Raw genomic sequence first — 26,833 nt, 5'->3', positions numbered from 1 at the left:
TTTACTACTTTTTAGATATATAGCTTACTAACAGTATATTTCTACATTTCTATCCTCAAATCGAAACACCCTACATGGAAGTTTTTCTACCATGTAGGGTGTTTTTAATTATTTAATTATTTAATTAATCCTACTTCAATTGTTGCAGGGATATCTTTATTAAAATTAGTTGATCTTTTGCTTGCTATATCGAATACTAACAGTTGAATATCCTCACATATTCTTTTTTTACTTTTATTGCTACTTATAAAATTACGAGCACACACTAATAATCACACTTTTCCCAAATTTCTAATTGACTAATAGGTACAACTTCATGTAAATTATAGTTAGTGAAGCAAACTAACATGTTTTATCGAGTAAAAAAATATATGAATACTTGCTCTTACTCCTCAAAAAGGTAATGTATCTAATTCTAATTAAAAACTACAGACTGTGAAGGATTTCTTCAACATACACGCTGTTGATGTGTTTTGCCCCAATTACTAGAAAACACCGAACTTCTCCACATTTGAAAAAGGAGTGAGAATCAATGGGTCAACCAAACACCCTGTGGACTAAAAACTTTATAGTCATTTTACCATCAATTTTATTCTAGCACTAGTATTCTTCTTACTCGTTTCAACGATAGCAGTTTTTTCAGTCGAAACATTCCATACATCCACCAGTACAGCTGGTTTATTATCCGGTATATTTGTAATTGGGGCACTAATTGGTCGGTTAGGTGCTGGACGTATAATTCATAGAGTGGGAAGCCAGAAGGTCTTATTGACCGGCTTAATAGGATTTTTACTCACGACCGGGTTTTACATGTTGCCAACAGACTTATCATTTTTCTTTATAAATCGCTTCCTTCACGGCGTCTCGTTTGGTTTTGCAAGTACCGCAACAGGAACGATCATAGCTCAAATTATACCTCCTTCTAGACGTGGAGAAGGCATCGGATATTATAGCTTGAGTACAATTTTATCAACCGCCCTTGGACCGCTTTTAGGGATATGGATTATTTCGCAAACACAAAATTTCTTCTTTGTATTTGTCATTAATTTCGTATTGGCTAGCGTAATCTTCGTTCTTTATTTTCTTGTGCAGGCACCTGCCATGGAAAGAACACCGAAACAAAATAAATTCTCCATTACTCAATATGTCGAATTAAAAGCCGTACCGATTGGGGTCGTAGGAATGTTCCTTGGATTTATTTATTCTTCCATCATGGCGTTTATCCCATTCTTTACAAAGGAGATTGATTTAGTTGAGGCGGGAAGCTTTTTCTTTCTCGTATATGCAAGTGTTGTCTTATTGTCTCGTCCTATCACCGGTCGTTTAATGGATCAACACGGAGCAAATATTATCATCTACCCTTGTCTCGTCTTATTTGCATTGGGCATGCTCTTATATAGTCAAGCACACTATGGTTTCATGATTGTACTAGCAGCGATACTTGTCGGTTTTGGCTACGGTAGTTTCAATTCAATTGCTCAAGCTATTGCGATTAAAGTTACGCCTATACATCGTGTTGGGCTTGCTACTTCAACATACTTTATCCTTTTCGAGCTTGGTTTAGGGTTAGGTCCCTTTACATACGGTTTTTTAATTCCTCATATTGGCTATCGTGGAATTTACCTAACTGCTTTTTTTATGATTTTATTGTCCATCCTTCTTTACTATATACTCCACGGAAGACATGAACGGCAATTGATTCTGCTGGATTCTAAGAACTAACTACAAGCCTCTCAGTACTCCATTCTTGAAGGCTCACTCTCCGCTTATAAGAAAGTATCAAGAGTGCAATTGACAGATTTTACATGAGTGCTAGTGACCTTATACTATTGTTCTTATGATAGAGTTCCTTCTATTATATAGGGGCCAATTCCACTAAATATTTTCATGCCAAAGTAAAAAGCAACAAAGGAAATGTACATCATGTCCTTTGTTGCTTTTTTGGTTGTTCTTACTTAATTAAATCTAACTCTTCCATCGACTTCTTGTTTTGATCAGAAGCTGCTTTAATTGTTTGTCCAAAATCTTTGCTATCTGCATATGAAGGTGCAAGGTTTTGAGTAATCATCAAGTCTTGTATTTCTTCTTTTTCCATAATCTCTTTAATTGCATCATGCAAAATCTGAACGATGTCTTCTGGCGTACCCGCTGGTGCAATAAATCCTGAATAGAATTCTGTTTCTGTCTCAAGGCCTAGCTCTTTTGTATTGGGTATGTCATTGTAATAATCTGTTAAACATCGGTAAAATTATTATCACGGTGAATGAGTAAAGTTTCTAAAATGATTTGAATTTTAGCTAGAACCTATTCTAATTAGAAATTAAACATCCCCTTCGTACGTAGTCTCACATGTACGAAGGGGATGTTCTCTTGCTTCTTAATGCATATGACCGTGACCCAAGTCTCCCATGCCCTCCATCGGATCTCTGCCACCCACGTCCGCGATGACCGCTTCCGTTGTTAATAGCATCGCTGCGACGGACGCTGCGTTCTGTAATGCTGAACGCGTCACTTTCGTTGGATCAATAATACCAGCTTGAACCATGTTAACCCAGCTGTTTTCAGCCGCGTTAAAGCCTGTTCCTAATTCTTCACGCTTTAATCGATCTACAACAATTGAGCCTTCAAGACCCGCGTTATTCGCAATTTGTCTAACAGGCTCTTCCAAAGCACGTAAAACGATTCGTACACCCGTTGCTACATCGCCCTCTACCTCTTCTAGACTCGCTTCTACTTTGCTATATATATTAACAAGCGCAGTTCCCCCACCTGCTACGATGCCTTCTTCGACAGCAGCACGCGTTGCATTCAATGCATCTTCAATGCGTAACGTCAGCTCATTCAGTTCTGTTTCAGTCGCTGCGCCCACTTTGATCACGGCTACTCCGCCGGCTAGTTTTGCTAGACGTTCTTGTAGTTTTTCTATATCAAATTCAGAAGTTGCATCTTCTAGTTGCGCGCGAAGAGCACCTACGCGACTTGCAATTGCATCTGATTCACCGTAACCTTCAACAATTGTAGTACCATCTTTCGTCACGACAACTTTAGCAGCGCGTCCCAATTGCGTCATGTCAGTTGTTTTTAAATCTAACCCAATATCTTCTGATACAACTTGTCCGCCCGTTAAAATAGCAATATCTTCAAGCATTGCTTTACGACGTTCTCCAAAGCCAGGTGCCTTTACCGCCACAGCCGTGAACGTACCTCGAAGTTTGTTGACCACTAGTGTAGCAAGTGCTTCACCTTCAATATCTTCCGCAATAATAAGAAGAGGTTTTCCTTGTTGAACCACCTGTTCCAATACAGGCAAAATTTCCTGTGGACTAGTAAGTTTCTTATCCGTAATTAAAATATATGGATTCTCCAGTACCGCTTCCATCTTATCCATATCTGTAGACATATAAGCTGATGCATAACCACGGTCAAATTGCATACCTTCAACTACTTCAAGTTCTGTATGGAAGCCTCTTGATTCTTCAATTGTGATGACGCCATCTTTCCCAACACGTTCCATTGCTTCCGCGATCAAATCCCCGACTTCATTGTCGCCAGACGAAATGGACGCAACTTGTGCAATTTCTTGTTTACTGTCAATTACATCAGAGATGGCTTGTAATTCTTCTACTGCTATGGAAACTGCTTTCTCGATTCCTTTACGAATTCCCACTGGATTAGCTCCAGCTGTAACGTTTTTCAGACCTTCACGAATCATTGCCTGTGCAAGAACCGTTGCCGTCGTTGTACCGTCACCAGCAATTTCATTCGTCTTAGAAGCAACTTCTGCTACTAACTTAGCCCCCATATTTTCGAATGCATCTTCTAATTCAATTTCCTTCGCTATTGTGACACCATCATTCGTAATCAAAGGCGAGCCGAAATTTCTCTCTAAAACGACATTACGCCCCTTAGGTCCGAGTGTAACCTTTACTGCATTAGCTAATGTATCTACTCCACGCAACATAGCATTACGTGCGTCTTCATTAAATTTAATCTCTTTCGCCATAGCTAGAATCCCCCTCCATTTGTCTTCCCTACATTATTGAATAATTGCTAATATGTCATTTTCATTTAAAATCAGGTATTCATTGCCTTCGTATTTTACTTCTGTACCTGCATATTTAGCGAAGAGAATTTGATCCCCTTCTTTTACTTCCAATTCTGTTCGTTGGCCATCTGAAAGTACACGACCAGTCCCAACAGCCAGTACTTTTCCTTGTTGCGGCTTGTCTTGTGCGGAATCGGGTAACACAATCCCGCTTACTGTTGTATCTTCAACTTTCGTTAATTCAATGACAATTCGATCACCTAGTGGCTTTAACATATTCACTATACCTCCCATTCATTATTGTGGATCGACGGATTCAATCCAGTTACTAAGTTTTTCTGCTGATACTGCGGGTTGCTCTAGCGGAATCATATGACCTGTGTGAGAGATCGTGACAAACTCTGCATCTGGAACTTGTTCAGCGACAGCTTTTACCTTGTCAACCGTAATAACAAGGTCTGTTTCCCCAGCAATTAATAATTTAGGGATCTTTGCTTCTTTCAATAATTGTGTACGGTCTTGCCTGCTAATCATGGTGATGATATAAAACTCCTGTATTATCAAAATACGCAATTTTTCACATATGAAAATAGATTTCTTCCTTTATCTTAAAATATACAAAATATAAAGTATTCTGTCAATCAATTTTATATGAAAAGAGTAGTACTTGTCACAAGCAGTGCTAGCGGGATCGGCAAAGCGATCGCAAGCGAGTATGCGAAGCTAGGTGCAAAGGTCGTTTTAAACAACTTAGTAGAAACACCCGATATCTTGGAGTTTGTTGAGGAGTTAAAGCAACAAGGTACAGAGGCAAGTTTTGTGGCAGCGGATGTATCCAAGAGAGCTGAAGTCCATAATATGAAACTACATATTGAGAAACAGTATGGAAAGTTAGACATTTTAGTCAATAACGTGGGAGCGTCTTTAATAAAAAAGCCATTTTCGGAAATTACAGATGAAGAATGGGACTTGCATAGTGATGTGAACTTAAAGTCCGTTTACTTGGTCACTCAAGAAATGCTCCCTCTATTACAGTCTTCTGAAGACTCGTCTATTGTTAATCTATGTTCAAGTGTTATTCGAAACGGTGGAATTATTGGTGGTAGTGCATACACAGCAGCAAAAGGTGGCGTCGATGCTTTAACTCGCGCACTTGCGAAGGAATTAGCAGCGGATAAAATTCGTGTGAACGGCGTCTCGCCAGGATTAGTAGACTCGAATTTCCATTCAGAAAATGTAGCGAATAAATATCCGCATTTAATTCAAGAAATCCCGCTAAAGCGCGTTGGTAAACCGGAAGATCTTGCTGGCGCTGTATTATTCTTCTCTTCTCCGTACGCATCGTATGTGACTGGTGAAGTTCTAGAAGTTGGCGGCGGGGCTCGTTTGAAGTAATATAACAAGCAGTATTTGCGAACTAGCGCCAGGATTCGCGATTTTAAGGAAATTTTCTTTATGAACTGAACCCAAATAACCCACTTATAAAAGTGGATTATTTGGGTTCTTTTTAGGTGAAAAAATATAGTAATCCGATTAGCAACGTGTAAAACGTTATATTATTTTTAATATTTAATCAAAACCGAGTCTCTTGCATTACATCGACTTGCTGAAGCTCACATACAGTACAGCAAGGAGGTGAAGTTTATGTCGAAATGTGAAAAAGTAAGCAAAGAATGGCTATTCTTCTTCGGGATTCTAGCCGGATATGCTTTGCTCGGCTTGTTTTTAATTGTGCCTGCTTTAATAGGAATCGGAAATGCGCTGCTGTTGGCACTTGCGGTGATCATCGTGATCATCATAGTATTATTCGCCTTGGCGATCATTCTGAAAGGACTGTCCCGGCTGTTTCATCATCGTAAACACTGATGAATAAATGTAGTCGCCACTTTAGTAGTGGCGGCTGTTTTGTACATATATTGAATTGTGTGAGGTTAGAAGATACTGACGTAGTGTAATGAAATCTAGGTGTTATACTGGTCCCCATCCGATCATAACCGCAAACGTCAACATAATTACCGCAATGACTGTCCAAATCAACAACAATGGAAACATCCATTTTGCCCATTTAACCCAAGCTACGCCGGCTACCGCCAAACTTGCCATTAGCGTTCCCGACGTAGGAAAGATACTATTTGTAAAGCCATCTCCAAATTGATAAGCCTGAACAGCCACTTGTCTAGTTACACCAATCATATCTGCCAATGGAGATAGAATTGGCATCGCAATAATTGCTTGTCCGCTCCCTGATGGAATGAAGAAATTCATTACGCCATTAGCTACAAACATACCTAAGGCCCCAAATACAGGTGAAAGATTAGCCAGTGGAACAGAAAGTGCCTGAACAAACGTATCAAGAATCTGAGCATCTTCCATTACGATCAGAATTGCTCTAGCCACACCGATAATTAAAGCACCATACACAAGATTCTTACAACCTTCCAAAAACGTCAAAGTGATTTGATTGTAATTCATTTTAGCAATTATACCTGATCCTATACCGATAATAATGAAAAATGCAGCCATGTGATCGATAGACCATTGAAATTGTATAGTTGCGAAAACAAAAAATGCTAAACATAATCCAACAAAAGCTAAAATCAATTTATGCCTTCCCGTAAAAGGAGCTATCAGTTTTGATTCCGACTCATCTGAACTATTTTCCTCCAATACTCCAATTAGACTCTTCGATGGGTCCTTTATAATCTTTTTCGCATAACGCCATGTATATAAAATCGTCACGCCAACAATTACTACAAATGCCACAATTCTCAGGAGCATTCCAGAAAAAAGCGGAACATCTGCGACGGTTTGTGCAATTCCTACCGTATAAGGATTGAGGAAACCGACGTTAAATCCAGCAAATGTAGCGCCGAATGTGATTGCTACCGCCACAATCGCATCGAGCTTAAGTGCTCTAGCAATAATAATACCGATTGCAACAAATGGAATAACAGAGTTTGCAACAGCTCCTACTGCTCCTCCGAGCGCAAATAGGACCGAAACTAACGCAATCAGCAAAAACTCTTTACCTTTCGTTTTATCAACTGCCCTCAGAATTCCTCCCTTAATCGCTCCCGAGCGCTCTACCACTTCAAATGCCCCACCTGCAAATAACACTAGAAAGATCAAGCCCCCAGATTGGACCATTCCCTCCTGCAATGCCAGGAATATATCCATCAATCCAGTAGAATCCTTTTCAGTTAGTGCGTACGTGTCAGGGATGACTCTTTCGACTTCCTCAATGGTTTCTCTTTCAAAAGAACCGGCTGGTACTATGTATGTAGCTACCGCTGCCAACAGTAGCACTAAAAATAAAATTACATATGTATCTGGCATCTCTAACTTCCACTTGTTTCTTTTGTTCGGCTGATGGTTGCTTTCTGTCTTTCTAGATGTAACCATATACAATTAATCTTCCTTTCTTTTAGTAAAGTTATGTTTTCCTAATATAGATGGATTATAGGTGTAAGTATAAACAGTTCCAAATTTTCTTTCAATGATATATATATTCATTTTTTTAATTTGAAATGCTTGATCCCTGCCCAACTCAAAAAAGTCTTCCAAATCAATTCACCGGAAGACTTTTCCTCTATAAACATCCCCTACTATACAACCTCACTCCATAGACCGAATCAACATAACATTGTGCCACTCTTCATACCAAAAAGATAATCTTTGATTAATGAGCATTCCTCTACAGCTCCTTTGTATACAAAAGTAGACTACATGAATTTTAAGTCAAGGGTGTTACTCGATAATATATTATGGAGGCAAGAACTACAGTAGGAAGCGGAGCGAGCTAAACTTCTTTGATTGATTTCAGATACAAAATATCCATTAGATATAAATGGATTTCTTTGAAGCCATGTGTAACATCTCGAACGAACAGAACTATTTGTTAACAGTTAGTTTGTTAAGGATCAAGTTCTTAGACTGACTTCTCAATCAAGGAAATCTTTAATCCTGTATCTGTCACATTATCCAACTATTTTCTGAACCGTGTGGGAACCCGGCATACTGTTCTTAAAATATTGATCCTTCTCCTCTGACTGTTTGAGCTATATGTAAGATGAGCGGAATACAATGAAAGTAGTTCCTCTTAATGTCTGAAGGGAGATATGTAATGAATAACATCCTTATGATTTTGCTTTTGCAGTTGCTGTACGTTCCCTGCTTTACCCTGCGCACAATCTTCATCGTTAAGCAGCTCAGAACGCAAGCGACACTCCTTGGTGCTGCGGAATCATTGATCTATATCTTTGGTTTGTCACTAGTGTTTGACGGAGAACAAAGTTTCTGGAGCATGCTGGTCTACGCGATCGGGTTCAGTATCGGCATCTATATCGGGATCATGGTAGAAGAAAAACTGGCAATTGGCTACACATGCATTCAAGTAAATATCCCTGCATTGAACCAACCCCTCATCGATAAACTCCGGGAAGAAGGTTATGGTGTAACTGTATTTGAAGGTACCGGACGAGACAGTATCAGGTATAAGCTCGAAATTCTGACGAAGCGAAATCAAGAGGAAGGATTATATGAAATGATTGGTGAATATCAGCCAAACGCATTTATTATCACCTATGAACCTAGAAAGTTTAAAGGCGGTTATTTGCTAAAAGCTATGAAAAGAAGGAAAAAAACAACGCCTAAAAAGGATGTTGAAATCTCTTCCACCTCTTCAAAATAATCAGCCATGGTAGTATTCACTTGCTGTTCTCTCGACTCTCCCATTCTACTTTCAAACCTCACCCACTGATACTCTATAATCGTAATTGTATGGGAATTGTGTGGGGACCTGGCACTGTGTCAAAAAGAGTGTCAACTCCAACGTTTTTTGGAGTTGACACTCTTTTCTTTCTTCTACTACTTAAATTGTGTGGAAATTGTATGGGGACCTGGTACCGTGTCTCAATGTGATCTGCCATTAAGGGGGTAAGGGTGCCTAGCGTTTCTTTCTCCAAACCCATCTCTTCCAACTCTTTTAAAAATGCTTTGAAAATCGTCATTTCCAAGTTAATATCTTGATGAAACTTCGTTAACGCTGGGAACTGCATAATATTCGTACGTAAAAAGCCAGCCATCTCAATTGCTTTTAGGTAAAACGCTTCCCAATCTTTCATGAATTTTTCACTTTTCTTTTTGAGCTTGGTTTCCACACGGTCTAAATTTGCATCCAGAGCACCTGCATGCCCCGCCGCATCTAGTAACCAAAGCAAGTCATGGTGAAGGGGATGTACAGTCGGGGGTTTCTCTCCTTTTGCAAAGCACCTAAATAAGCGTATAGCTTCTTCTACTTCATTCACCATGTGATTAATAAATGAAGGCGGCAGAGAAATTTTGATGTTGCCGACTAAATGCTTTTCTATCAATGATAATTTAAACTTGCGGATGTCTTCACTCGCTTTTAAAGTTTCTTGCGCTACTGTCTGTAGAGATTGTGTATCGAGTTCTCCCTTTGCCTTAGCAAGAAGGCCGTCATACAACTGTATATAATAACTTGCTGTCTCAATATTTTTCACTTCATCCGGAGCTAGAGAATCGTGAATGAAGCGTGCATGATCACCCAATATCTGCGTCCAAAATCGCAATTCAAATGTCATTTTTTCCTGTAAACTCTTCAACATATTCCCTCCCTATTCATCAAGATCTCTGTCAATAGATAGTCTCTTCACACGGCAATAGGAAGCGACTTCTATTTTCAGTAGTCTGCAAACTTCTTACCTATTCATACTATGTGTCACTGCTGTTTTTATGTATGTGTTCACGATGGAGATACACCTTAATTATTCTAATCAACCATAGATTTTCACACGCAACTAGTGTCTATAAGCAGAGGCTAAATAACTTATGGACGTGCTGCATATAGTGAGTATAAATACAATTAGAGGAAGTGGTTTGCATGATAGAAAGGGCGCTGCTTTTGATTATTCTATTACGATTTATTTCAGGAAGTATAGAAATAACGGCTGCTGCACTCATGTTTAAATTCAATGACTTGGAAAAAGCGTTTTATATTAACTCTTTACTTGCATTAGTAGGCCCATTTATATTAATTGTGACAACAGGAATCGCATTGCACGGCCTCACGGAAAAAGTATCTTTAGTAAGAATGATTTGTCTTTTCGCGGGAATTTTTCTCATTCTTTATAGTTTAAAATCTGAATAAACTCTTCATTCCGTACATATCTGTAAATGACAAAGGACCTGACAGTTTTTTTACTGTCAGGTCTTTTGTCAATCTTTTTGATTGGATTCTTCGATTTCTTTGACATTAATGAACTTAAACACCATAAAAGTTAAAATTACTCCCAGCACAGTGGCAATGATATAACTTCCGTTCAGAAAATCTTTCATCGCAATGGACATCAATGGAGGACCAGCAGCTACACCGATAAATCTAGCTGAACTGTAGAATGAGGAAACCGTGCCTCGCAACTCTTTTTCAATATTTTCCGTAATAATTGCATCGAGTGCAGGCAATAATGCGCCAATGGCTATTCCCACTATACTAGTCATGATCAATAAGAGAATCAATTTCTTGCTTACAAATCCGACAAAAATGACACTCGCAGACATGGCGATTAAGCAAATGACCATGACCCTTTTTATAGTTTTCATTTCCCCTTTAATTTTTCGACCTGATAAAAAGGAAGCAATGCAAAGGAATAATAACGGAATGGCCAAAACAAACCCTTTCTTAATTCCTTCAATATCATGTGTTTTCTCCAGGTTTTCCGATAAAAAAAACAACATACTGAATAATACTAGCATGACCAGAACACCATTTAGAAATACGGTGTATAACCATTTACCTTCTGATGCAAATACTTTTTTAGTGTTCTTAATAAATGCCTTAAACTTTACAGGTTCATCTTTTTCTTTTGGAACTTTCACAAAGAAAAAGATCAATATAAAGGAAATAACACTGAGTGCAGAAATAGAGAAGAACGGCAGGAACCATAATATAGCGGCAAATGCTGAGCCTAAGATAGGAGCTAATACTTTTCCAAACGTGTTTGACGTTTCAATAATTCCTAAACACTTACTGCTTTTTTCACCATCATCTTTATATAAGTCACCCACAAGCGGTAGCACGATTGGCATGGCGCCGGCTGCTCCTATACCTTGTAATACCCGACCAATAATAATCATCATATACGGGTCATCCATCTTCCACGAAGCAAATCCCGCAATCAGACCCCCGATCAATGCAAAGACTAAACTTGGCAATATCACCATTTTCCGTCCGAAACGGTCTGATAAATATCCGGCTACTGGGATAAGAAAAATAGCCGCCACCGAGTAACTGGTAATAATCATACTCGATTGAAACGATGTAATCCCCACTTTATCTTCCAATAAAGGAAGCACGGGTATGAGCATAGAATTCCCTAGCGTCATAATAAGAGGAATTGAAGCCAGACTAACAATGCACCATACACTAACCTTGTCCGCACTTTTATCCATTACCACACCTCATCATATTTTGTTCTACTAATTAGAGGTATGGTTTCCTAACGGGATTTTTTTATACTTTAATATTTTTTATTAGCACAATCATGAGATTATGTAAAAAATCAAGCAAACACAGCCTAGTGAAGAGTTGTTAAAATAACGCTTGATAAGCCTGAATACCGAAGTATATTCCAAAACCGATCATAGATATAGAGGATATAATGGAAACGATTAGCAAAAGTCTTGAGGATAAGAACTTGCGTGCTCCACTGGATAAAAAGGCCATGAACAAATCCACGATCATTATACCCAATAAAATCGCAAGACTGTTTATAATGATTTTGTACCCTGTTGATCCACCAGCTGTTTTGGCCAAAATGGAACCGTATATACCGAGCCAAAAAATAATAGTAAGCGGATTCAACAATGACATCAAAAAGCCAGTCATCATAGAGGTTCTCAGTCTGACTCGTTTACCCAATCTCACACTCATTTCAACTTTGTTCAACGTCAGTAAGTTTTCTATACCTGTATACATCAGCACAAAACACCCAAACGACCAGAGAATGATTTTAATTAACGGTGAATCAATAAATTGTCCGACTCCAAAGTACACAAGGAACATATACATAATATCCGTGGTCACAGAACCAAAGCTAAAAGCCCATGCATGAAAAAAGCCTCTTTTAATTCCTGTATTTAAAAGAACGGTTTTAACAGGACCAATCGGCGCAGCTAAGGATGCACCCAAGAATATATAAAGAAAAATTGAATTCACAAAATCCCCCCTATAATATGTTGTCCTGCCATTTTATTCACACATAATGACCGATAGGACTTGGAAGAGGGTATTCTGAAGAAATATTTTAGTTTGTAGGATCTGTCATAGAAGTAGTATTTTGTGTTTGGACTGGATCCTTTTTTAACCGTTGACAAATGAATCATATACTTCTTGTTTGATTAGAAGAACCCTATAAATATGTAGAGCAAACTGTCGGAATTGTGTTATAATTTAGTGAAGATCTACTATTCTTTTTGAATCCCCCCATATGAATCATAATTCATCTAAAGTTTGATATTTCTCCCCCGTATTATTACACTATAGTTATATGAGGTGAATAATTAGAAACACCAGAAAATAAACCACTGCACTACCACTACCTTATTACAGTTCAAATTATCTATTTACATATTTAAAGGAAAGTGAAGGAGTATTAGTACTATGATGAAGAAACGAGAAATTAAAGTGAAGCGGATGCTAGAGTTTTTCATCGAAGCAACTGAGCAAGTCATCGAAGAAGAAGGCATAGAGTATGTTACTGCTAGAAAGATCGCAGAATTAGCAGGGTATACCAGTTCGACAATCTATAATTATTTTGAAGAACTTAATCATCTCATCTTCTTCGGTTCACTCCGGTTTTTGGATGAGTATGTAGATGACTTATCAAAGTACATGGATAAAGAGGAGGAGCCTTTTGAGAAATACCTCTCTTCTTGGGAATGCTTCTGCAAACATTCATTCAACAATCCTCAAATTTATAACATGATTTTCATTTCTGATTTAGGTTCTGAACCAAATGAGTTATTGAAGCGATACTACAAAATTTATCCAAATGACCTGTTGAACCTGCCTGAAGAAATCAAAATGCTTGTAATGGAAAATGATCTATCGAAGCGAAGCAAAGGGATGATTTCCGATGCAGTAAAGAAACGATACCTAACTGATGAAAAATTAGACACCATCATTGATATCACCATCCTCATGTGGAAAGGCATGCTGACAACTCTTCTTAATAACCGTGCCAATTATACCCCTGAAGAAGCTACGGCCATCACAATGAATTACATCCGGGAAATCATGAGCCATTATACAAAGTAAAATAAAAAAACATTCCGGCTGATAACCGGAATGATTTTTTATGCATTATTCACATGCGTGCTGAACATCTGAAATTACAACATCCTCCTGCTTTCCTTTCGCAGATAGAAGAATGTACCCCTCTTCTTCCCTCACTGAAAATGTTTTGATCTTCACTTTATCACTGAAAAGCGATTTCCCTGTATCCATATCAAAAGCCCAGCCATGCAGAGGACATTTAACGAACTTGTCATGGCAGCCGTATTTATACTGCTGGGGATCAGATGCTTCCATGACACCCGAAATCGAGCCGAATTCCAACGGTGCTCCCTGATGTGGACACGTACTATTAAATGCCTGCAGTTTCCCCTCTACGTTCACGACTACAATCGACATATTCTTGATAGCTACAATTTTACGTTTACCGTTCGGTAATTCCTCCGCCTTGCAGACGACAATTTCATTTTTAGGTTTTGTGACCATTCTATTCCCTCCCTTTGTTAGAATCTGTACGTTTCCAAAGCATTTTTATAGAAAATTTTATGCTTTAAATCATCCGGGAAATGCGCGAAAATATCCATTGTATGTTCTCCATCCCAATGTGGGTAATCACTAGAGAACATGAGCATGTCTTCCGCATCGATCATCTCCACTAATGTCACCAAATCCTTCGGGTGGAAAGGTTCTTCGAATGGCTGAGTCGCCAGGCGGATGTTTCTTCTAATATATTCACTTGGCAACATTTTCACCCAAGGAATCTCATCTCTCAATGCCTTCCAGTTTTTATCTAATCTCCACATTACATGCGGCATCCAAGAGAAACCATATTCAACGAAGACTACTTTCAGCTTCGGGAATCGTTCGAAGACTCCTTCACAAATCAGACTGTTAATCTGTCGCATCGGCACAATTGACAATGATGAGTGCCATTCCATATAAGTAGATGCCGGTCCGATGTATTGCGGTGGTGAGTATTCACCTGAACCTTCAGAGTCGGGATGCAGAACAATCGGCAGACCATACGCTTCAGCAATTTCATAGATTGGCCAGAAATGACGCTTACCTAAAGGAATATTGATATTTTGTAAATTAATTCCGACAACCCCTGGCTTCTTACCGATTCGCTCAATTTCTTTCACTGTCGCATCGGCATCAACAGTCGATACAACCATGTCGATTTTGAATCGTTCATCTACATTTACCCACTTATCATATAGCCAATCATTGCAGGCTGAACTGTAGGCGGTAGTTACATCTACATTATGATAAGGTGCCATCGTACCGTGGCCAACGTTCAATATCCCGTACGTTGTCCCAAATTTATCGAATAGATCGGTTCCAACAAATGCAGGATCAGAACCCGGAACCCCGCCTGACGGAGTTGTAGCATCCAAGCGCAACACGTGATTCGGATTATGATAGCGTGTTTTTGGAAATTCGAATGCACCTGCTGTCTGAGAAGTCAAAAATCTATTGCTGAACTTTCCGAAGTTCATCATCTTTTGCAACCATTCATCCGAATACGGTACCAACTCATCCAAAGATCCTAAAAAGCAGTGAACATCTACATCAATCAATTGTGTTTTCTTGTTTGACTCCATGTCATGAACTTGTGTATCTCCTGTATTAATAACCATATCCAACACCCCTTTTATTTAATTGCCGCAGCTTGTTTTATAATACTTTTTAATTTAACTTGCTCATCGCCCAGTTGATCAGCGCTAACCAATACAGCTTGGCTGATTAAACGACGTACAGGCAAGACGTTCACAGGCTGATTCACAATCAACGCGCCCACTACTCGTTGATTTAGTAAATAGAACATCGTAAATTGGTCTGTTTCTGTCGTCCCTCGCATAACGGTTTGATCCCATTGTGTAGGATGCCCCACATATTGGATAGCTAGATCATGTTGATCAGACCAGAAATAAGGAATTGTTGTAAATGGTTGTGAGCCAGGCGTAAGCATATTCACTGCGGCGGTAGCCCCCTGATTCATAGCGTGATCCCAGTGTTCGATACGGATGGCTTCCCCGCTGACCGGATAAGTCCATCTGGCGCAATCTCCTGCTGCGAAGATATCCGGAGCGGACGTCTCACAAAACTCATTTACGATGATTCCATCATGAAAATCCAATTTATCCTGGACTAACAAACCATCAGTTGAAACTCCTATTCCAACCAACACAGCGTCACAATCTATTTTTCTGCCCTCTTTTGTCTCCACGGCCTGTATAGCTGACTCTCCTATAAATTTTGTAATAAAATCATCCGTGTAAATCTCGATACCTTTTTCCCGATGTTTTTGAGCGATATAATTGCCCATATCTTCACCGAGCACTCTGGACAGAGGGGTTTTTGCGGCCTCGAACACAGTTACTTTTTTCCCTGATGCCAGCATTGATGCCGCCACCTCGAGCCCTATAAAGCCCGCACCGATAATAGCCAGGTGGTTAATAGAAGATAATTGTTCTTGCAGCCGATTTGCATCCTTCTGCGTCTTCAGATAGAAGACGTTATTAAACTCTTGGTCATCTAATAGTTGCAAGCGTCTCAGTTTGGAGCCAGTCGTAATCAGCAATTTATCAAAACCGATTTTTTCTCCATTTTCTAGAATTACTGTTTTCCTATCAGGTTGCAATTCTGCCACAGCTTTTCCCAATTTCAATTCTATTCTACTGTCTTGATAAAATTCTTCGGGATGTAGCAAGATACCATTATGATCTTTGATTCCCGTCAAATATTCTTTGGATAATGGCGGCCGATCATATGGAAGATTTTCATCCATATCTATCAGGACCACTTTTCCCTCGTAGTCATGATCCAGTAATGTTTTGGCTGCATTTACCCCTGCAATGCCCGCTCCAATAATAACGATACGATTAATAGTACTCAAAATTTCCGCCCCCATTCGTTATAGTTTGATAAATATCTGATCATCTGCTACTAGGACTTCATATGTCTCAACCGGATTTTTAGCGGGCGGACCCTGCGGCTGCCCTGTCCGGACATCGAACTGAGAAAAATGAAGTGGACAGGTAACAAAACACCCATCAAGTTCCCCGTCAGATAATTCCACATGTGCATGACTGCAAATATTACTAATCGCATAATATTTGTCCTCTACTTGACAAATCATAATTTCTTCATCATCTACTTCGACGCTAATCATATCTTCATCATCCAATTCCGAGATCAGAGCAACAGGGATAAACTCTTCCAGCTGATTCATTGAAATCATCACCTCTAGTGTTTTTGATTAAGTTCAATTTATGAACACGTTCATGAACTTGTTCAGATAATAGCATTATTATATTTCTTTGACAATAGTATTTTGAATATTTAATTAAATATTTTTAAGATATTTACTTTTCACTCTATTTAACTTATACTATGTTCACTATAAGAACTTGTTCATTTAAATTACAAGTTCATTAAGTTAGAGAGGGGTTGGATAAGTGGTTAATACGTAGTTTCAATAGACTTCAAGTCACCAATAAGTGTCAGCGTTGAAAATATTAAGCCGAGGCATTTGGAAGGATTTACTTTAATACTCGAGGAGGATGGCTATGCAAAATACTAATAAAAAAGACAATGTAATATTCAAAGTCTCTATTTCAATCATTTCAGTTTTTATCATTTTCGCCTTTTTCTTCAATAAAGCTCTTGGGAACTTCGCTTCGTCCGCTTTAGGTGTAGCTGTAGATTATTTCGGTTGGTTTTACTTAACCTCCGCTTTTCTAGTCATTGGGTTACTGGCATGGTTGTGTATCTCTCCTTATGGAAGTATTCGGCTCGGAAAGGATACTGATCGTCCCACTTATAAAAACATGACATGGTTTGCAATGCTATTTACTGCAGGAATGGCAATCGGTTTAGTATTTTTTGGACTGGCTGAACCAATCTACCATTATGTAAATCCTCCATACGGCGAAGGGAATACGGCAGAGTCTGCAACCGTCGCCATGAAATACAGCTTTCTCCATTGGAGTCTGCATCCATGGGCTATGTATGCTATTTTCGGTCTAGCATTAGCTTACTTTCAATATAGAAAAAACAGGCCAGCACTGATCAGCTCAACTATAATCGATCTTTACAAAGGAAAAAATGAAAAGGCTTTCAAATATACCGTAGAGATTTTCTGTATAGTTGCGACTGTATTTGGAGTCGCTGCTTCATATGGAGTCGGGACATTGCAGATGGGAGCGGGTTTGGAACACGTGTTTAATATCCCCAATACTATGACGACTCAATTTATCATAATTGGCGTCATTTCGGTGATCTATATCACCGCTGCCGTCTCTGGTATTGAAAAAGGAATTAAGTTAGTGTCCAATCTTAATATTGCATTGGCTGCATTCCTGTTACTCTTCGTTTTCTTCCTTGGACCAACGCTTCAGATTATCCAAGTTTTCGTCAGCTCACTAGGCGCATATATGAGTAACTTCGTTTCTATGAGTTTGGGAATCCAACCATTTAAAGATAACAAATGGCTTGGTGAATATACAGTATTTTATTTAGCTTGGTGGGTCTCATGGGCTCCTGCAGTTGGCATCTTTGTCGCACGTATTTCTCGCGGTCGGACGATTCGCGGCTTTATTGCGGGAGTTTTGCTTGCCCCGTCATTATTGGGGATGCTTTGGTTCTCAGTTTTCGGTGGAACGGGCCTGCATTTCCTACATGACCTTGGCTACCAGGCATTGGCTGATCAAGTATTTGCAAATAACGCACTCAGTATGTTCGCGTTTTTGGAATACTTACCGTTAACTACAGTTATGAGTATTCTCACTATTATTTTGATTTCTTTATTCTTCATCACAAATGCTGAAGCGGTTACATTTGTATTGGCGATGCTCAGTCAAAACGGTGAACTACATCCCAGCAGAAAAGTAAAAGCTACGTGGGGTATTTACATGGCTATCGTTACAGGGCTTCTTTTATTAACGGGCGACTTGTCCACGATCCAAACTTTGGCGATTATCACATCGTTCCCGCTGACCATTTTAATGCTGTTTATGTGTTATTCGCTTATAAAAGAGTTATCAAAGGAAGAGATTCCAATGCGAACAATGGAAAAAATCCCTGCTTTAGTAGAACCAAAAGAAGGAACAACATTAGGTGTTTCGATGGAGCCTCAGCAAGTTCCTGTCACGCAAAATATTACAGCTGACAAATAACAACAATTGTTTTATTACTACCAAAACAGTCTGCAGAGAAAATGGTTATACTTCTCTGCAGACTGTTTTGATTATATGGTGAGACGAGTAGAATACAGTAAAAATAGCTCTTCTAAATACCTGAAGGGAGATGTGTAATGAATAACATCCTCATGATTTTGCTTTTGCAATTGCTATACGTTCCCTGCTTTACTTTGCGTACAATCTTCATTGTTAAGCAACTTAGAACGCAGGCTACCCTTCTTGGTGCTGTGGAGTCATTGATCTATATCTTTGGTTTGTCGCTGGTATTTGACGGGGAACAAAGCTTCTGGAGCATGGTCGTCTATGCACTTGGGTTCAGCATCGGCATCTATATCGGAACCATGATAGAAGAAAAGCTAGCAATTGGCTACACATGCATTCAAGTAAATATTCCTATATTAAATCAACCGCTCATCGACAAACTTCGGGAGGACGGTTATGGCGTAACTGTATTCGAAGGTACCGGACGAGACAGTATCAGATACAAACTTGAAATTCTAACGAAGCGAAATCAAGAAGAAGGATTATATGAAATGATTGGTGAATATCAGCCAAACGCATTTATTATTACGTATGAACCTAGAAAGTTTAAAGGCGGTTATTTGCTGAAAGCCATGAAAAGAAGAAAAAAAGCAATACCTAAAAAAGGCCTCGAAGTCCCTTCAACATCTTCAGAATAATTAGCTATGGCGGTAGTCACTTGCTGTTTTCCCGACTACCCCATTCCACCTTCTCATCTCACCCTCTATTACAATAAACATAATTTTCTTATGACCTAGTACATAAACGAAAAAGAGCCTCCCAATCGTTTATACGATTAGAAGACTCCCTCATCTTTCTCTTATTCTACTGCCCGAGTTTTGTAAGGCCTTGTACCTTCCACCAAACCAAATGTAGTTTGATTCCGCCCATTATCTTTTGAACAATACAACGCCCGATCAGCTCTTGACTGCAACGAATTCTCTGTATCTCCTGGCACCTTGGTCGCTACCCCAATGCTGACCGTCACACCATACGTATTCCAGTCCGCATTCTCTATTCGACAACGAATTCTCTCCGCTATCTCTAACGCCTCCACCTTCTCTGTAGCAGGAAGAACCAAAGCAAACTCTTCTCCTCCGTAACGAGCAGCAACATCTTTTTCTCTAGATTCTTCTCTAAATACCTGTCCTAACTTCTGCAATATGCTATCGCCTGTCAAATGACCATACGTATCATTTACCTTTTTAAAAAAGTCGATATCGATCAACAGAAAAGAAAGGGGACAAGTTTGTTCATCTGGCTTCATGAAGTAAGTTGATAGACTTTCTTGTAAGTAGTGGCGGTTCCCGAGACCTGTGAGTCCATCTGTAATGGCCATCTCTTGAAGTGTCTCATTTAATGCCAATAACTTGTTTTGCTTGGATTCTAACTCGATCCGCAAGCGGTCCAATTCTGCTATTTGTTTCTGCTTCATAAGATTACGTGTTTCCACTTGTTTTTTGGCCGCGAGAATCACTTCTTCATACTCGAGCCTTCTCATCATGCGCAGACATGCACAATCATTGTACATTTTCCCATCTCGTTCTTGACGCACCGCATTCAGCAGAACAGATATTTCCTGGCCCTCTTTTGACTTGAATGAAAAATACATCTCTTCTACTTTATTCTGCAATCGGATCATCGGGAAAAAGTACAGCTGGTAAAAAGACCGGCTAGCGTTAGGCAATATCAGATGGATGTGTTTGCCTTCCACCTCATAACGTTGGTAGCCAAGTAAACGAAGCAATGTTTGATTGATTTCAACAATGATCCCTGTATCATCCAGTGTGAAATAACCGAACGGTGCAGAATCTAGCTGTCTATCCATTAGTGACAGGTCTCTTGTATACCGTATTCAAATACATACTAATCCGCTGAACAGTTTCTTCCGGATGACTCATATGAGGGCAGTGTCCTGTGGCATCCATGATTTCCAGCTTACTATTCTGTAGGTGACGGTGCATATAACGTCCTACTTCAACAGGTGCAATACTATCATCGGAACATTGAAGAATGAGCGACGGCACCCCAACTTTCCTCACATCGTCGCGATGATCAGAGAAAAAAGTTGCGACCGCAAAATGATGGGCCACTTCCGGATCCGTCGAGCAGAAGTTATCCTCCAATTGCTGTGAAAGTTCCGGTCGTTCAGGATTCTTCATAATGACTTGTGCAAGGTAATTCGCCCAGCCAATATAATTCATGTTCATCATCTGAATCAGTCCTTCTATATCTTCCCTTTCGAACCCGCCGTAATAATCTGGCAGCTCATTTAGATAATAAGGAGAAGGTCCTATCATTATAAGATGTTCAAATAAATTCGGCTCCTGAATGGCCGCTAGCATCCCAATAATCCCTCCGACAGAATGTCCAACAAATACCGCTTCCTTCAATTCCAGGGCATGACATACATCAAGCACATCCTGCGCATAGCCATGGAGGTCTTGGTATTTTTCAGCACTATACGCTTGATAATCAGATTGTCCTGAACCGACATAATCAAATAATACCACTTGGAAATCTTCTTCAAAATAAGGCGCTGTCAAGTTCCATACATTCAGATCACAGCCGAAGCCGGGCGCAAATATAATCGTCTTTTCACCTTTTCCAGTGACTTTAACATTATTACGCAAAAGGATATGTTGATTCATAGAAGAGCCTCCATTTTACTATTAATAAATTTAGTAATCATACTATTTCACTAGTTCATAAAACCTAATAATAGTATATAGTAATTTTCATTCTCTTTCAATCTAGCGTATTGGGTCTTTTATAACTTAATAATAGTATATATGCGCTTTTGTCTCCATTCAAATTCAAAAGCGTCCACTCCGAAAAATTCGAGTGGACGCATGATCTTTATGAAAGTAATCCTACTAAGGCTTAATTATCGAAATTGTGTTTGAATTGTGTGGGGACCTGGTACTCGTTTCTACCCGTTTCGAATTGTGTGAGAATTGTGTGGGAACCTGGTACCACTAACTCCCTGTATCCCTATTCCCGATCCCAAAAACGCTGCGTTGCAACAGCTGAAACAAACTCCGCACCGAAGTCAGAACTTGTCGAAGCAAACACTACGCCTGCCGCATGATGATTTTCTGATGTTCGTACATACGATTGTCCCGTAGAGGCAACACCAATTGGCTTGTAATGCGTATAGGCTACATCCACGTAATAATTCAAGTCGTAATCGAACCGCTTCTGATTTTTATGACTTCCCCCCACAACGTATAACGAATCAAGAAGATAAGGACTGGACGTCAAAAACGTTTCATCAATTTCAATTTTTGTCCCATTATCGCCAGTAACTGTGCCAAGTGTTTCACTGACAGTGACTACAAACACTCCGTATTCTTTTAACGTCTTTAACACTCGGCTTACTTCTTCACCGTTAAATCCGTCACCTAGTAAGACGCCTACTTTTTGTGAGTAGGCATAGCTCGGAGTGTTAGCCTGGCTTAGTGAAGGGTAACTAGTTGAAACAGGTACCTGGCTACTAGTTGGTCTGCTGACTCCGATATTGTCAGCAATCAAACTTGCCAGCTCCTGATCAACTTTAGCCAATAGTTCTATGTTTTGTTGCCGAACTGACACACTTTTCACGCTTCCTAGTTGAAAGCTCAATGCCTCAATCGTATGCTGCTTCTCTATGGGAGATAAACTATTCCAAAAAATTCTCGGTTGAGTATAAAAATCATCAAACGATTTGCTTCGTGCTCGTATAGCGTACCCATCGATTTTTTTAGGGTACGATTCATACCCTCCCTCTTCTGGAGGAGTGGTGTAAGGCGTGTTATCGGCCAAAGAGTTTTTATGATAATTTACCTCATCTACATCGATCCGATACCTCATATTGCCGCGACGTGAATTATTATGGAACGGACAGATCGATCTGTTGATAGGAAGGTCCTGGAAATTCGCGCTACCAAATCGATGATATTGAGTACTTTGATACGCCATTAACCTTCCCTGCAAAACGGGGTCATTGGAAAAGTCTATGCCCGGCACAACGTTTGCTGGGTTAAATGCGACTTGTTCCAACTCCGCAAATTCATTATCAACATTTCGATTTAACGTCATCTTGCCGATCAGTTGTACAGGTATGAGTTCTTCTGGCCAAAACTTTGCAGGGTCCAGAATGTCAAAATCAAATGCAAATTCATCTTCCAATGCTACTAATTGAACCCCGAGTTCATACTCAGCATACGCTCCGCGGTCAATTGCCTCTCTTAAGTCCCGTCGGTGATAATCCGGATCAATTCCACCAATCTTTTGCGCCTCATCTTGAAGCAATGAATGAACGCCTAGGACTGGCTTCCATACAAATCGTACGAAAGTCGCTACTCCTTCTTCATTCACAAATAGATACGTATTAATCGACCAAGATTCAATCATACGATAGCTTCTGACTATGCCTCGGTCTGACATAATCCACAACACCATGTGAAGCGCTTCTTGGTTGTTCGCTACATAATCCCAGAAGTTATCATGTGCAGCGGACGCTGTCGGCATGCCAGTACGTGGCTCGGGTTTATACGCATGCATCATATCAGGAAATTTCATCGCGTCTTGATTGATTAACACCGGCATGGCGATGGTCGTTAAATCATAGTTTCCTTCTTCCGTATAAAACTTCACGCCTTTACAACGTAAATCTCTTGCCGTATCCTTGGAACCTTTACTTCCTTGCACAGTGGAAAACCGTACAAAAACCGAAGTCTTTTTTCCGGCTTCTTGTAGAAATCCGGCTTTCGTAAATTGCTTCATGGATTGATAGCATTCAAATTCACCATGCGCACCATAACCTCTCGCATGAACTACTCTTTCAGGCACTTCTTCGTGTAGAAAATGCGTCATTTTTTCAAAGTACTCATAATCCTGACGTAATGTGGGACCACGTACTCCTGCTTTTAATTGGTCTTCATCGTTCGATAATTTCTTTGCTTGATTTGTCGTTAAAGGTTTACCTGTATTTTGGATACGGAATCGTTCTAATTGCTCGTTTTTCCGATTTTGTTTCTCTTTCTTTCCATTATGCGACCTTGAATTATTCTCATCCATTATACAAACTTCCCCCTTCAATTTCACATCGCATCATCTTATGTATATTCGATTGATTTCATTCCAATTTGAAACATGGGGTTAAAGCATGCACCACTTGTTCTGTACATGGATGGAATAATAGCTACTGTTTTGTGAATACTGAGATTGGGTAAAGGGAAAGAATAAGACAAGTGTCCTTTTACACATGATGGAGAAACATTGTATAAAAGAGGAGAGAGGTGTCTTCATGGATCCACAACTGTCTAATGGAGAAGATTATAAGTATATAATGGCCACGTCTATTGGAAGCGGAAAAGGAATAGAAGTGCTACCGGATCTATATTGCCATACGATCCAAATTGTCAATATCGTTTTAGTAGGCCACCCAAACTCAAAGGACTTTGTGTTAATCGATACCGGCATGCCGTACTCCGCGGAGAAAATACTAGCGGTTGTAGAAGAGCGCTTCGGTGTGGATAGTCGCCCGAAAGCTATTATATTGACGCATGGACATTTTGATCATGTAGGAGCAGTCGTTGAGCTCGTAAAGCATTGGGATGTGCCAGTGTATGCGCATGAATTAGAGCTGCCTTTTTTAACAGGAAAAGCCAGTTATCCAGACCCCGATACCACTGTAGAAGGCGGAATGATTTCCAAGATGTCCGCTATATTCCCGACGGACCCTGTTCAATTGGGAAGCCATATCGAAAGCTTACCGTCTGACGGCAGTGTGCCTTTTTTGCCGGAGTTTCAGTGGATTCACACCCCAGGTCATTCACCAGGCCATGTATCGCTTTTCAGGCAAAAGGACGGGGCATTAATTGCTGGAGATGCATTTGTGACTGTAAAGCAGGAATACCTCTACAAAGTGTTAACGCAAGAACAAGAAATCAGTGGCCCACCACGCTATTTAACAACCGATTGGGATGCGGCTTTACAATCTGTGATTAAACTCCAAGCCCTACAACCAACTGTCGCCATAACGGGCCATGGATTGCCTATGGAAAAGGAGTTACTAACTAACAGTCTAAAAAATTTAGTCGATGACTTCGAACGTATTGCGGTTCCTGATTACGGTGAGTTTGTTGATAAGGATGCAGATTGAACCAATGAATGCAGATTGTCTATCACGTTTAAATTAGCAAAAAGCATCAACTCCGAAGTTTTGGAGTTGACGCTTTTTTCTGTATAGCGGAAGTTATCATTCTCATATCCATTTATTCAAATTGTGTGGGAATTGTGTGAGGACCTGGTACCCGTTCCGAATTGTGTGGGGACGTGGTACGCACTATTGCCCCCCAGGACTCAATCGTTTTTCAGAACGCTGATCCGCCAACAACTGTTCCAATTTACAACGAATCACCTCTGTCTCATCCGTTGCATAAGCAGGATCAGCTAGATTCTTCGTCTCTAACGGATCTTCGGCCAGGTTGTAGATTTCAAATTGATCGCAAACCGGCTCTGTCTTGATGATCTCCACCAAGCACCCATCCTTCTCAACCATTGTCGTATCACTGACTCCCGGATCCAACCAAAATTGAGGGTTGTCGAAGTATCGGGCGAATTTCCAAATTTCATACTCATTGTTGCATCCCGTTTGAAATGAAGCAAAGACGGCTTCGATAGAGCTTGGTTGGACAACCTGTTCATAGGAACACCCAGTAATCGGGTTGGTTTGGTGGAGCCCTTTGAAGACATTATCTTCTGTCATGAAATATAACGGTTCATTTGCTCGGAAGAAATGATCACGGCCGTAAAAGAGCGGTGTTAGATTCCTTCCAACGAGCGGCTGTACATCTGTATGATCGCGAGATAGCTTGCGTTGTATGGCCGCAACGTCAATTCCAGCTAAACCTAGAAGAGTAGGTAGAATATCAACGTGACTCGTTAGCATGTTTGTAGATTCTGCTTTTTTGAAAAGTGTTGGGCTATGAATGATGAGAGGAACATGAATGGATTCTTCGTACATCGTGTACCATTTCTGATACAAGCCACCGTGTGCACCCAGTTGCTCGCCATGATCCGAAGTGAACACAATGATCGTATTATCCAAAAAACTAGACTGGTAAAGAGCGGTTAGGACTTTGAGGAGTTCATTATCCACTTCTTTTTGAAGACTGTAATAAAGCTGGCGGTAAAAGTTATTATCATGTATAGGCTGAAGTCCTTTTGGATACGTTTGCCGATAACTTTCCTGTACAGACGGTTTCGACTGCAGCGATTCGTGAACAGTTGGGGCGGGCGGGATATAAGGTAGTGTGGGATCCACTTCAAAATTAAAGTTGGGAGAAATGGCCGAAAACAGTCCATACAATGCAATGTCATGCGGGTTGACGAATGAACATTGAATAAACCAAGGGGTATCCTTTTTATCACAATGTCTATCTTTATCTAGTTGTTTTATCAGTTTCACGGTATCCGCTGCATACACTTCATCACGTCCACTCGTTCCAGTGCCCGCAGATGATGCTGAATTTCTAGGATCTGCACCATGCGGATCTGGACCAATCCACTCGGAAAAGCCGTATTCATTCAGACGGTCTGCTTTTCGATACATCCTTTCGTCTTGTTTATTAGGCACCCCCGTATTTGTATCATAACTAGGCAATGAATTTTTTGTTCCTGGAATAAGGATATCAGGTTCCGACGCATGCCATTTCCCTTTCCAAAACGTTTTGTAGCCTGCAGCGCGGAAGTAGTCCCCTGTGGTTGGAACTGTATTCGGATCCAGCCAGAATAAATCCGCATCGAAAGAACCCTTTGCAGCCCCCGGCGTTTGCGTGACACCATGTAATGAAGGATAGTGCCCTGTATATAATGATGTTCGACTAGGAGAGCAAGCCGTACTCGCTGCATAATGGTTCAAAAATGAAAGACCATTTTTTCGTAATAAATTCTGCGCAACTAAATTCTTTCTTCTCCACTTTTGTATCGCCTTCGTTTCATAAACTGGCGGAAATCGATCCTGGTCCACCATTAAAAACAGAATGTTCGGTTGCGACTCTCCATAATGGAATTCGTTTGTCATACATCATTCCCCTTCCTACTTTTAGTAGTGCTTTTATAGGGTATGTTGGGAAAAGGAATATGATTGAGTGAATTCTTTGGATCAGTTGAAATTTGATGATGTACTATGTATGACTTGTGATGTAAACCGTTTGTGTCACCAAAAAACGTCAACTCTAAAGTTCAGAGTTGACGCTTTTT

25 protein-coding genes are annotated in these 26,833 nt (G+C 40.0%); 9 read left to right on the top strand and 16 right to left on the bottom strand.

Translation table 11 applies throughout. The annotated features are described in order from the left end of the window. Positions 1-582 precede the first annotated feature (582 nt). Complete coding sequence (locus SporoP17a_RS12830) at positions 583-1,722, top strand: MFS transporter (protein WP_335695516.1); 1,140 nt, start codon at positions 583-585, stop codon at positions 1,720-1,722. Between the two features lie 229 nt (positions 1,723-1,951). On the opposite strand, the gene SporoP17a_RS12825 is transcribed toward SporoP17a_RS12830, so the two are convergent. The 4 genes from SporoP17a_RS12825 to SporoP17a_RS12810 all read right to left on the bottom strand — a co-directional run bounded on the left by SporoP17a_RS12825 (position 1,952) and on the right by SporoP17a_RS12810 (position 4,579). Beyond that, complete coding sequence (locus SporoP17a_RS12825) at positions 1,952-2,215, bottom strand: tripartite tricarboxylate transporter substrate-binding protein (RefSeq protein ID WP_083035042.1); 264 nt, start codon at positions 2,213-2,215, stop codon at positions 1,952-1,954. Between the two features lie 162 nt (positions 2,216-2,377). Beyond that, entirely contained in the window at positions 2,378-4,003 is a 1,626-nt protein-coding gene (gene groL, locus SporoP17a_RS12820) for a chaperonin GroEL (protein ID WP_083035041.1), read from the bottom strand. A 33-nt stretch (positions 4,004-4,036) separates the two neighbouring features. Continuing rightward, positions 4,037-4,321 (bottom strand): co-chaperone GroES, encoded by a 285-nt coding sequence (gene groES, locus SporoP17a_RS12815; protein WP_083035040.1) that lies wholly within the window; start codon positions 4,319-4,321, stop codon positions 4,037-4,039. A gap of 21 nt (positions 4,322-4,342) precedes the next feature. Next, on the bottom strand, positions 4,343-4,579 hold the full coding sequence (locus tag SporoP17a_RS12810) for an alpha/beta fold hydrolase (RefSeq protein WP_083035039.1): 237 nt from the start codon (positions 4,577-4,579) through the stop codon (positions 4,343-4,345). A gap of 117 nt (positions 4,580-4,696) precedes the next feature. Here SporoP17a_RS12810 and SporoP17a_RS12805 point away from each other — a divergent pair, with 117 nt between their 5' ends. Beyond that, positions 4,697-5,440 (top strand): SDR family NAD(P)-dependent oxidoreductase, encoded by a 744-nt coding sequence (locus SporoP17a_RS12805; protein WP_083035038.1) that lies wholly within the window; start codon positions 4,697-4,699, stop codon positions 5,438-5,440. A 249-nt stretch (positions 5,441-5,689) separates the two neighbouring features. Then, positions 5,690-5,911, top strand: a complete 222-nt coding sequence (locus SporoP17a_RS12800; protein ID WP_083035037.1) for a hypothetical protein — start codon at positions 5,690-5,692, stop codon at positions 5,909-5,911. 102 nt (positions 5,912-6,013) lie between these two features. Here SporoP17a_RS12800 and SporoP17a_RS12795 read toward each other — a convergent pair whose 3' ends face one another. Further along, entirely contained in the window at positions 6,014-7,447 is a 1,434-nt protein-coding gene (locus SporoP17a_RS12795) for a YfcC family protein (RefSeq protein WP_237262327.1), read from the bottom strand. Between the two features lie 721 nt (positions 7,448-8,168). Here SporoP17a_RS12795 and SporoP17a_RS12790 point away from each other — a divergent pair. Continuing rightward, the gene (locus SporoP17a_RS12790; protein ID WP_083035036.1) at positions 8,169-8,735 is read left to right on the top strand and encodes a DUF2179 domain-containing protein; all 567 of its coding nucleotides are present in this window, start codon (positions 8,169-8,171) and stop codon (positions 8,733-8,735) included. A gap of 73 nt (positions 8,736-8,808) precedes the next feature. On the opposite strand, the gene SporoP17a_RS12785 is transcribed toward SporoP17a_RS12790, so the two are convergent. Further along, entirely contained in the window at positions 8,809-9,672 is an 864-nt protein-coding gene (locus SporoP17a_RS12785) for a DUF2935 domain-containing protein (protein ID WP_083035035.1), read from the bottom strand. A 275-nt stretch (positions 9,673-9,947) separates the two neighbouring features. Here SporoP17a_RS12785 and SporoP17a_RS12780 point away from each other — a divergent pair, with 275 nt between their 5' ends. After that, complete coding sequence (locus SporoP17a_RS12780; protein ID WP_083035034.1) at positions 9,948-10,214, top strand: YqhV family protein; 267 nt, start codon at positions 9,948-9,950, stop codon at positions 10,212-10,214. A gap of 68 nt (positions 10,215-10,282) precedes the next feature. On the opposite strand, the gene SporoP17a_RS12775 is transcribed toward SporoP17a_RS12780, so the two are convergent. Both SporoP17a_RS12775 and SporoP17a_RS12770 read right to left on the bottom strand, forming a co-directional pair. Then, positions 10,283-11,515, bottom strand: coding sequence for an MFS transporter (locus SporoP17a_RS12775; protein WP_083035033.1), 1,233 nt, complete (start codon positions 11,513-11,515; stop codon positions 10,283-10,285). Positions 11,516-11,654: 139 nt separating this feature from the next. Beyond that, positions 11,655-12,281, bottom strand: a complete 627-nt coding sequence (locus tag SporoP17a_RS12770) for a LysE family transporter (RefSeq protein WP_083035032.1) — start codon at positions 12,279-12,281, stop codon at positions 11,655-11,657. A gap of 444 nt (positions 12,282-12,725) precedes the next feature. Here SporoP17a_RS12770 and SporoP17a_RS12765 point away from each other — a divergent pair, with 444 nt between their 5' ends. Beyond that, a complete protein-coding gene (locus tag SporoP17a_RS12765) occupies positions 12,726-13,382 on the top strand; it encodes a TetR family transcriptional regulator (RefSeq protein ID WP_237262326.1) in 657 nt (218 codons plus the stop codon). A gap of 45 nt (positions 13,383-13,427) precedes the next feature. Here SporoP17a_RS12765 and SporoP17a_RS12760 read toward each other — a convergent pair whose 3' ends face one another. From SporoP17a_RS12760 to SporoP17a_RS12745, 4 genes are read right to left on the bottom strand one after another with little or no spacing between them, the layout of a single operon-like run. After that, complete coding sequence (locus SporoP17a_RS12760; protein ID WP_083035031.1) at positions 13,428-13,844, bottom strand: Rieske (2Fe-2S) protein; 417 nt, start codon at positions 13,842-13,844, stop codon at positions 13,428-13,430. Positions 13,845-13,861: 17 nt separating this feature from the next. Further along, positions 13,862-14,998, bottom strand: a complete 1,137-nt coding sequence (locus SporoP17a_RS12755; protein WP_083035030.1) for an amidohydrolase family protein — start codon at positions 14,996-14,998, stop codon at positions 13,862-13,864. Positions 14,999-15,012: 14 nt separating this feature from the next. Continuing rightward, positions 15,013-16,257 (bottom strand): NAD(P)/FAD-dependent oxidoreductase, encoded by a 1,245-nt coding sequence (locus tag SporoP17a_RS12750; protein ID WP_167693434.1) that lies wholly within the window; start codon positions 16,255-16,257, stop codon positions 15,013-15,015. A gap of 18 nt (positions 16,258-16,275) precedes the next feature. Beyond that, on the bottom strand, positions 16,276-16,593 hold the full coding sequence (locus SporoP17a_RS12745; RefSeq protein WP_083035028.1) for a non-heme iron oxygenase ferredoxin subunit: 318 nt from the start codon (positions 16,591-16,593) through the stop codon (positions 16,276-16,278). A gap of 337 nt (positions 16,594-16,930) precedes the next feature. On the opposite strand from SporoP17a_RS12745, the gene SporoP17a_RS12740 reads away from it, so the two are divergent. Then, complete coding sequence (locus SporoP17a_RS12740) at positions 16,931-18,538, top strand: BCCT family transporter (RefSeq protein WP_167693433.1); 1,608 nt, start codon at positions 16,931-16,933, stop codon at positions 18,536-18,538. Between the two features lie 137 nt (positions 18,539-18,675). Then, the gene (locus SporoP17a_RS12735; protein WP_083035026.1) at positions 18,676-19,242 is read left to right on the top strand and encodes a DUF2179 domain-containing protein; all 567 of its coding nucleotides are present in this window, start codon (positions 18,676-18,678) and stop codon (positions 19,240-19,242) included. Positions 19,243-19,403: 161 nt separating this feature from the next. On the opposite strand, the gene SporoP17a_RS12730 is transcribed toward SporoP17a_RS12735, so the two are convergent. From SporoP17a_RS12730 to SporoP17a_RS12720, 3 genes are all read right to left on the bottom strand, one after another. Beyond that, a complete protein-coding gene (locus tag SporoP17a_RS12730) occupies positions 19,404-20,411 on the bottom strand; it encodes a sensor domain-containing diguanylate cyclase (protein WP_083035025.1) in 1,008 nt (335 codons plus the stop codon). Continuing rightward, complete coding sequence (locus tag SporoP17a_RS12725) at positions 20,404-21,234, bottom strand: alpha/beta fold hydrolase (RefSeq protein WP_083035024.1); 831 nt, start codon at positions 21,232-21,234, stop codon at positions 20,404-20,406. The genes SporoP17a_RS12730 and SporoP17a_RS12725 overlap by 8 nt, the downstream gene beginning before the upstream one ends. A 343-nt stretch (positions 21,235-21,577) precedes the next feature. Beyond that, positions 21,578-23,644: a catalase gene (locus SporoP17a_RS12720; protein ID WP_083035023.1), complete on the bottom strand. Its 2,067-nt coding sequence runs from the start codon at positions 23,642-23,644 to the stop codon at positions 21,578-21,580. Positions 23,645-23,873: 229 nt separating this feature from the next. Between SporoP17a_RS12720 and SporoP17a_RS12715 the strand changes: the two genes are divergently transcribed. Next, positions 23,874-24,731, top strand: coding sequence for an MBL fold metallo-hydrolase (locus SporoP17a_RS12715; protein WP_083035022.1), 858 nt, complete (start codon positions 23,874-23,876; stop codon positions 24,729-24,731). A gap of 183 nt (positions 24,732-24,914) precedes the next feature. On the opposite strand, the gene SporoP17a_RS12710 is transcribed toward SporoP17a_RS12715, so the two are convergent. Beyond that, complete coding sequence (locus SporoP17a_RS12710; protein WP_083035021.1) at positions 24,915-26,654, bottom strand: sulfatase family protein; 1,740 nt, start codon at positions 26,652-26,654, stop codon at positions 24,915-24,917. Between the last annotated feature and the right edge of the window lie 179 nt (positions 26,655-26,833).

The sequence above is a fragment of the Sporosarcina ureae genome (assembly GCF_002082015.1).
Classification (GTDB): Bacteria; Bacillota; Bacilli; order Bacillales_A; family Planococcaceae; genus Sporosarcina; species Sporosarcina ureae_A.
This window is presented reverse-complemented; position numbering and strand designations above follow the sequence as displayed.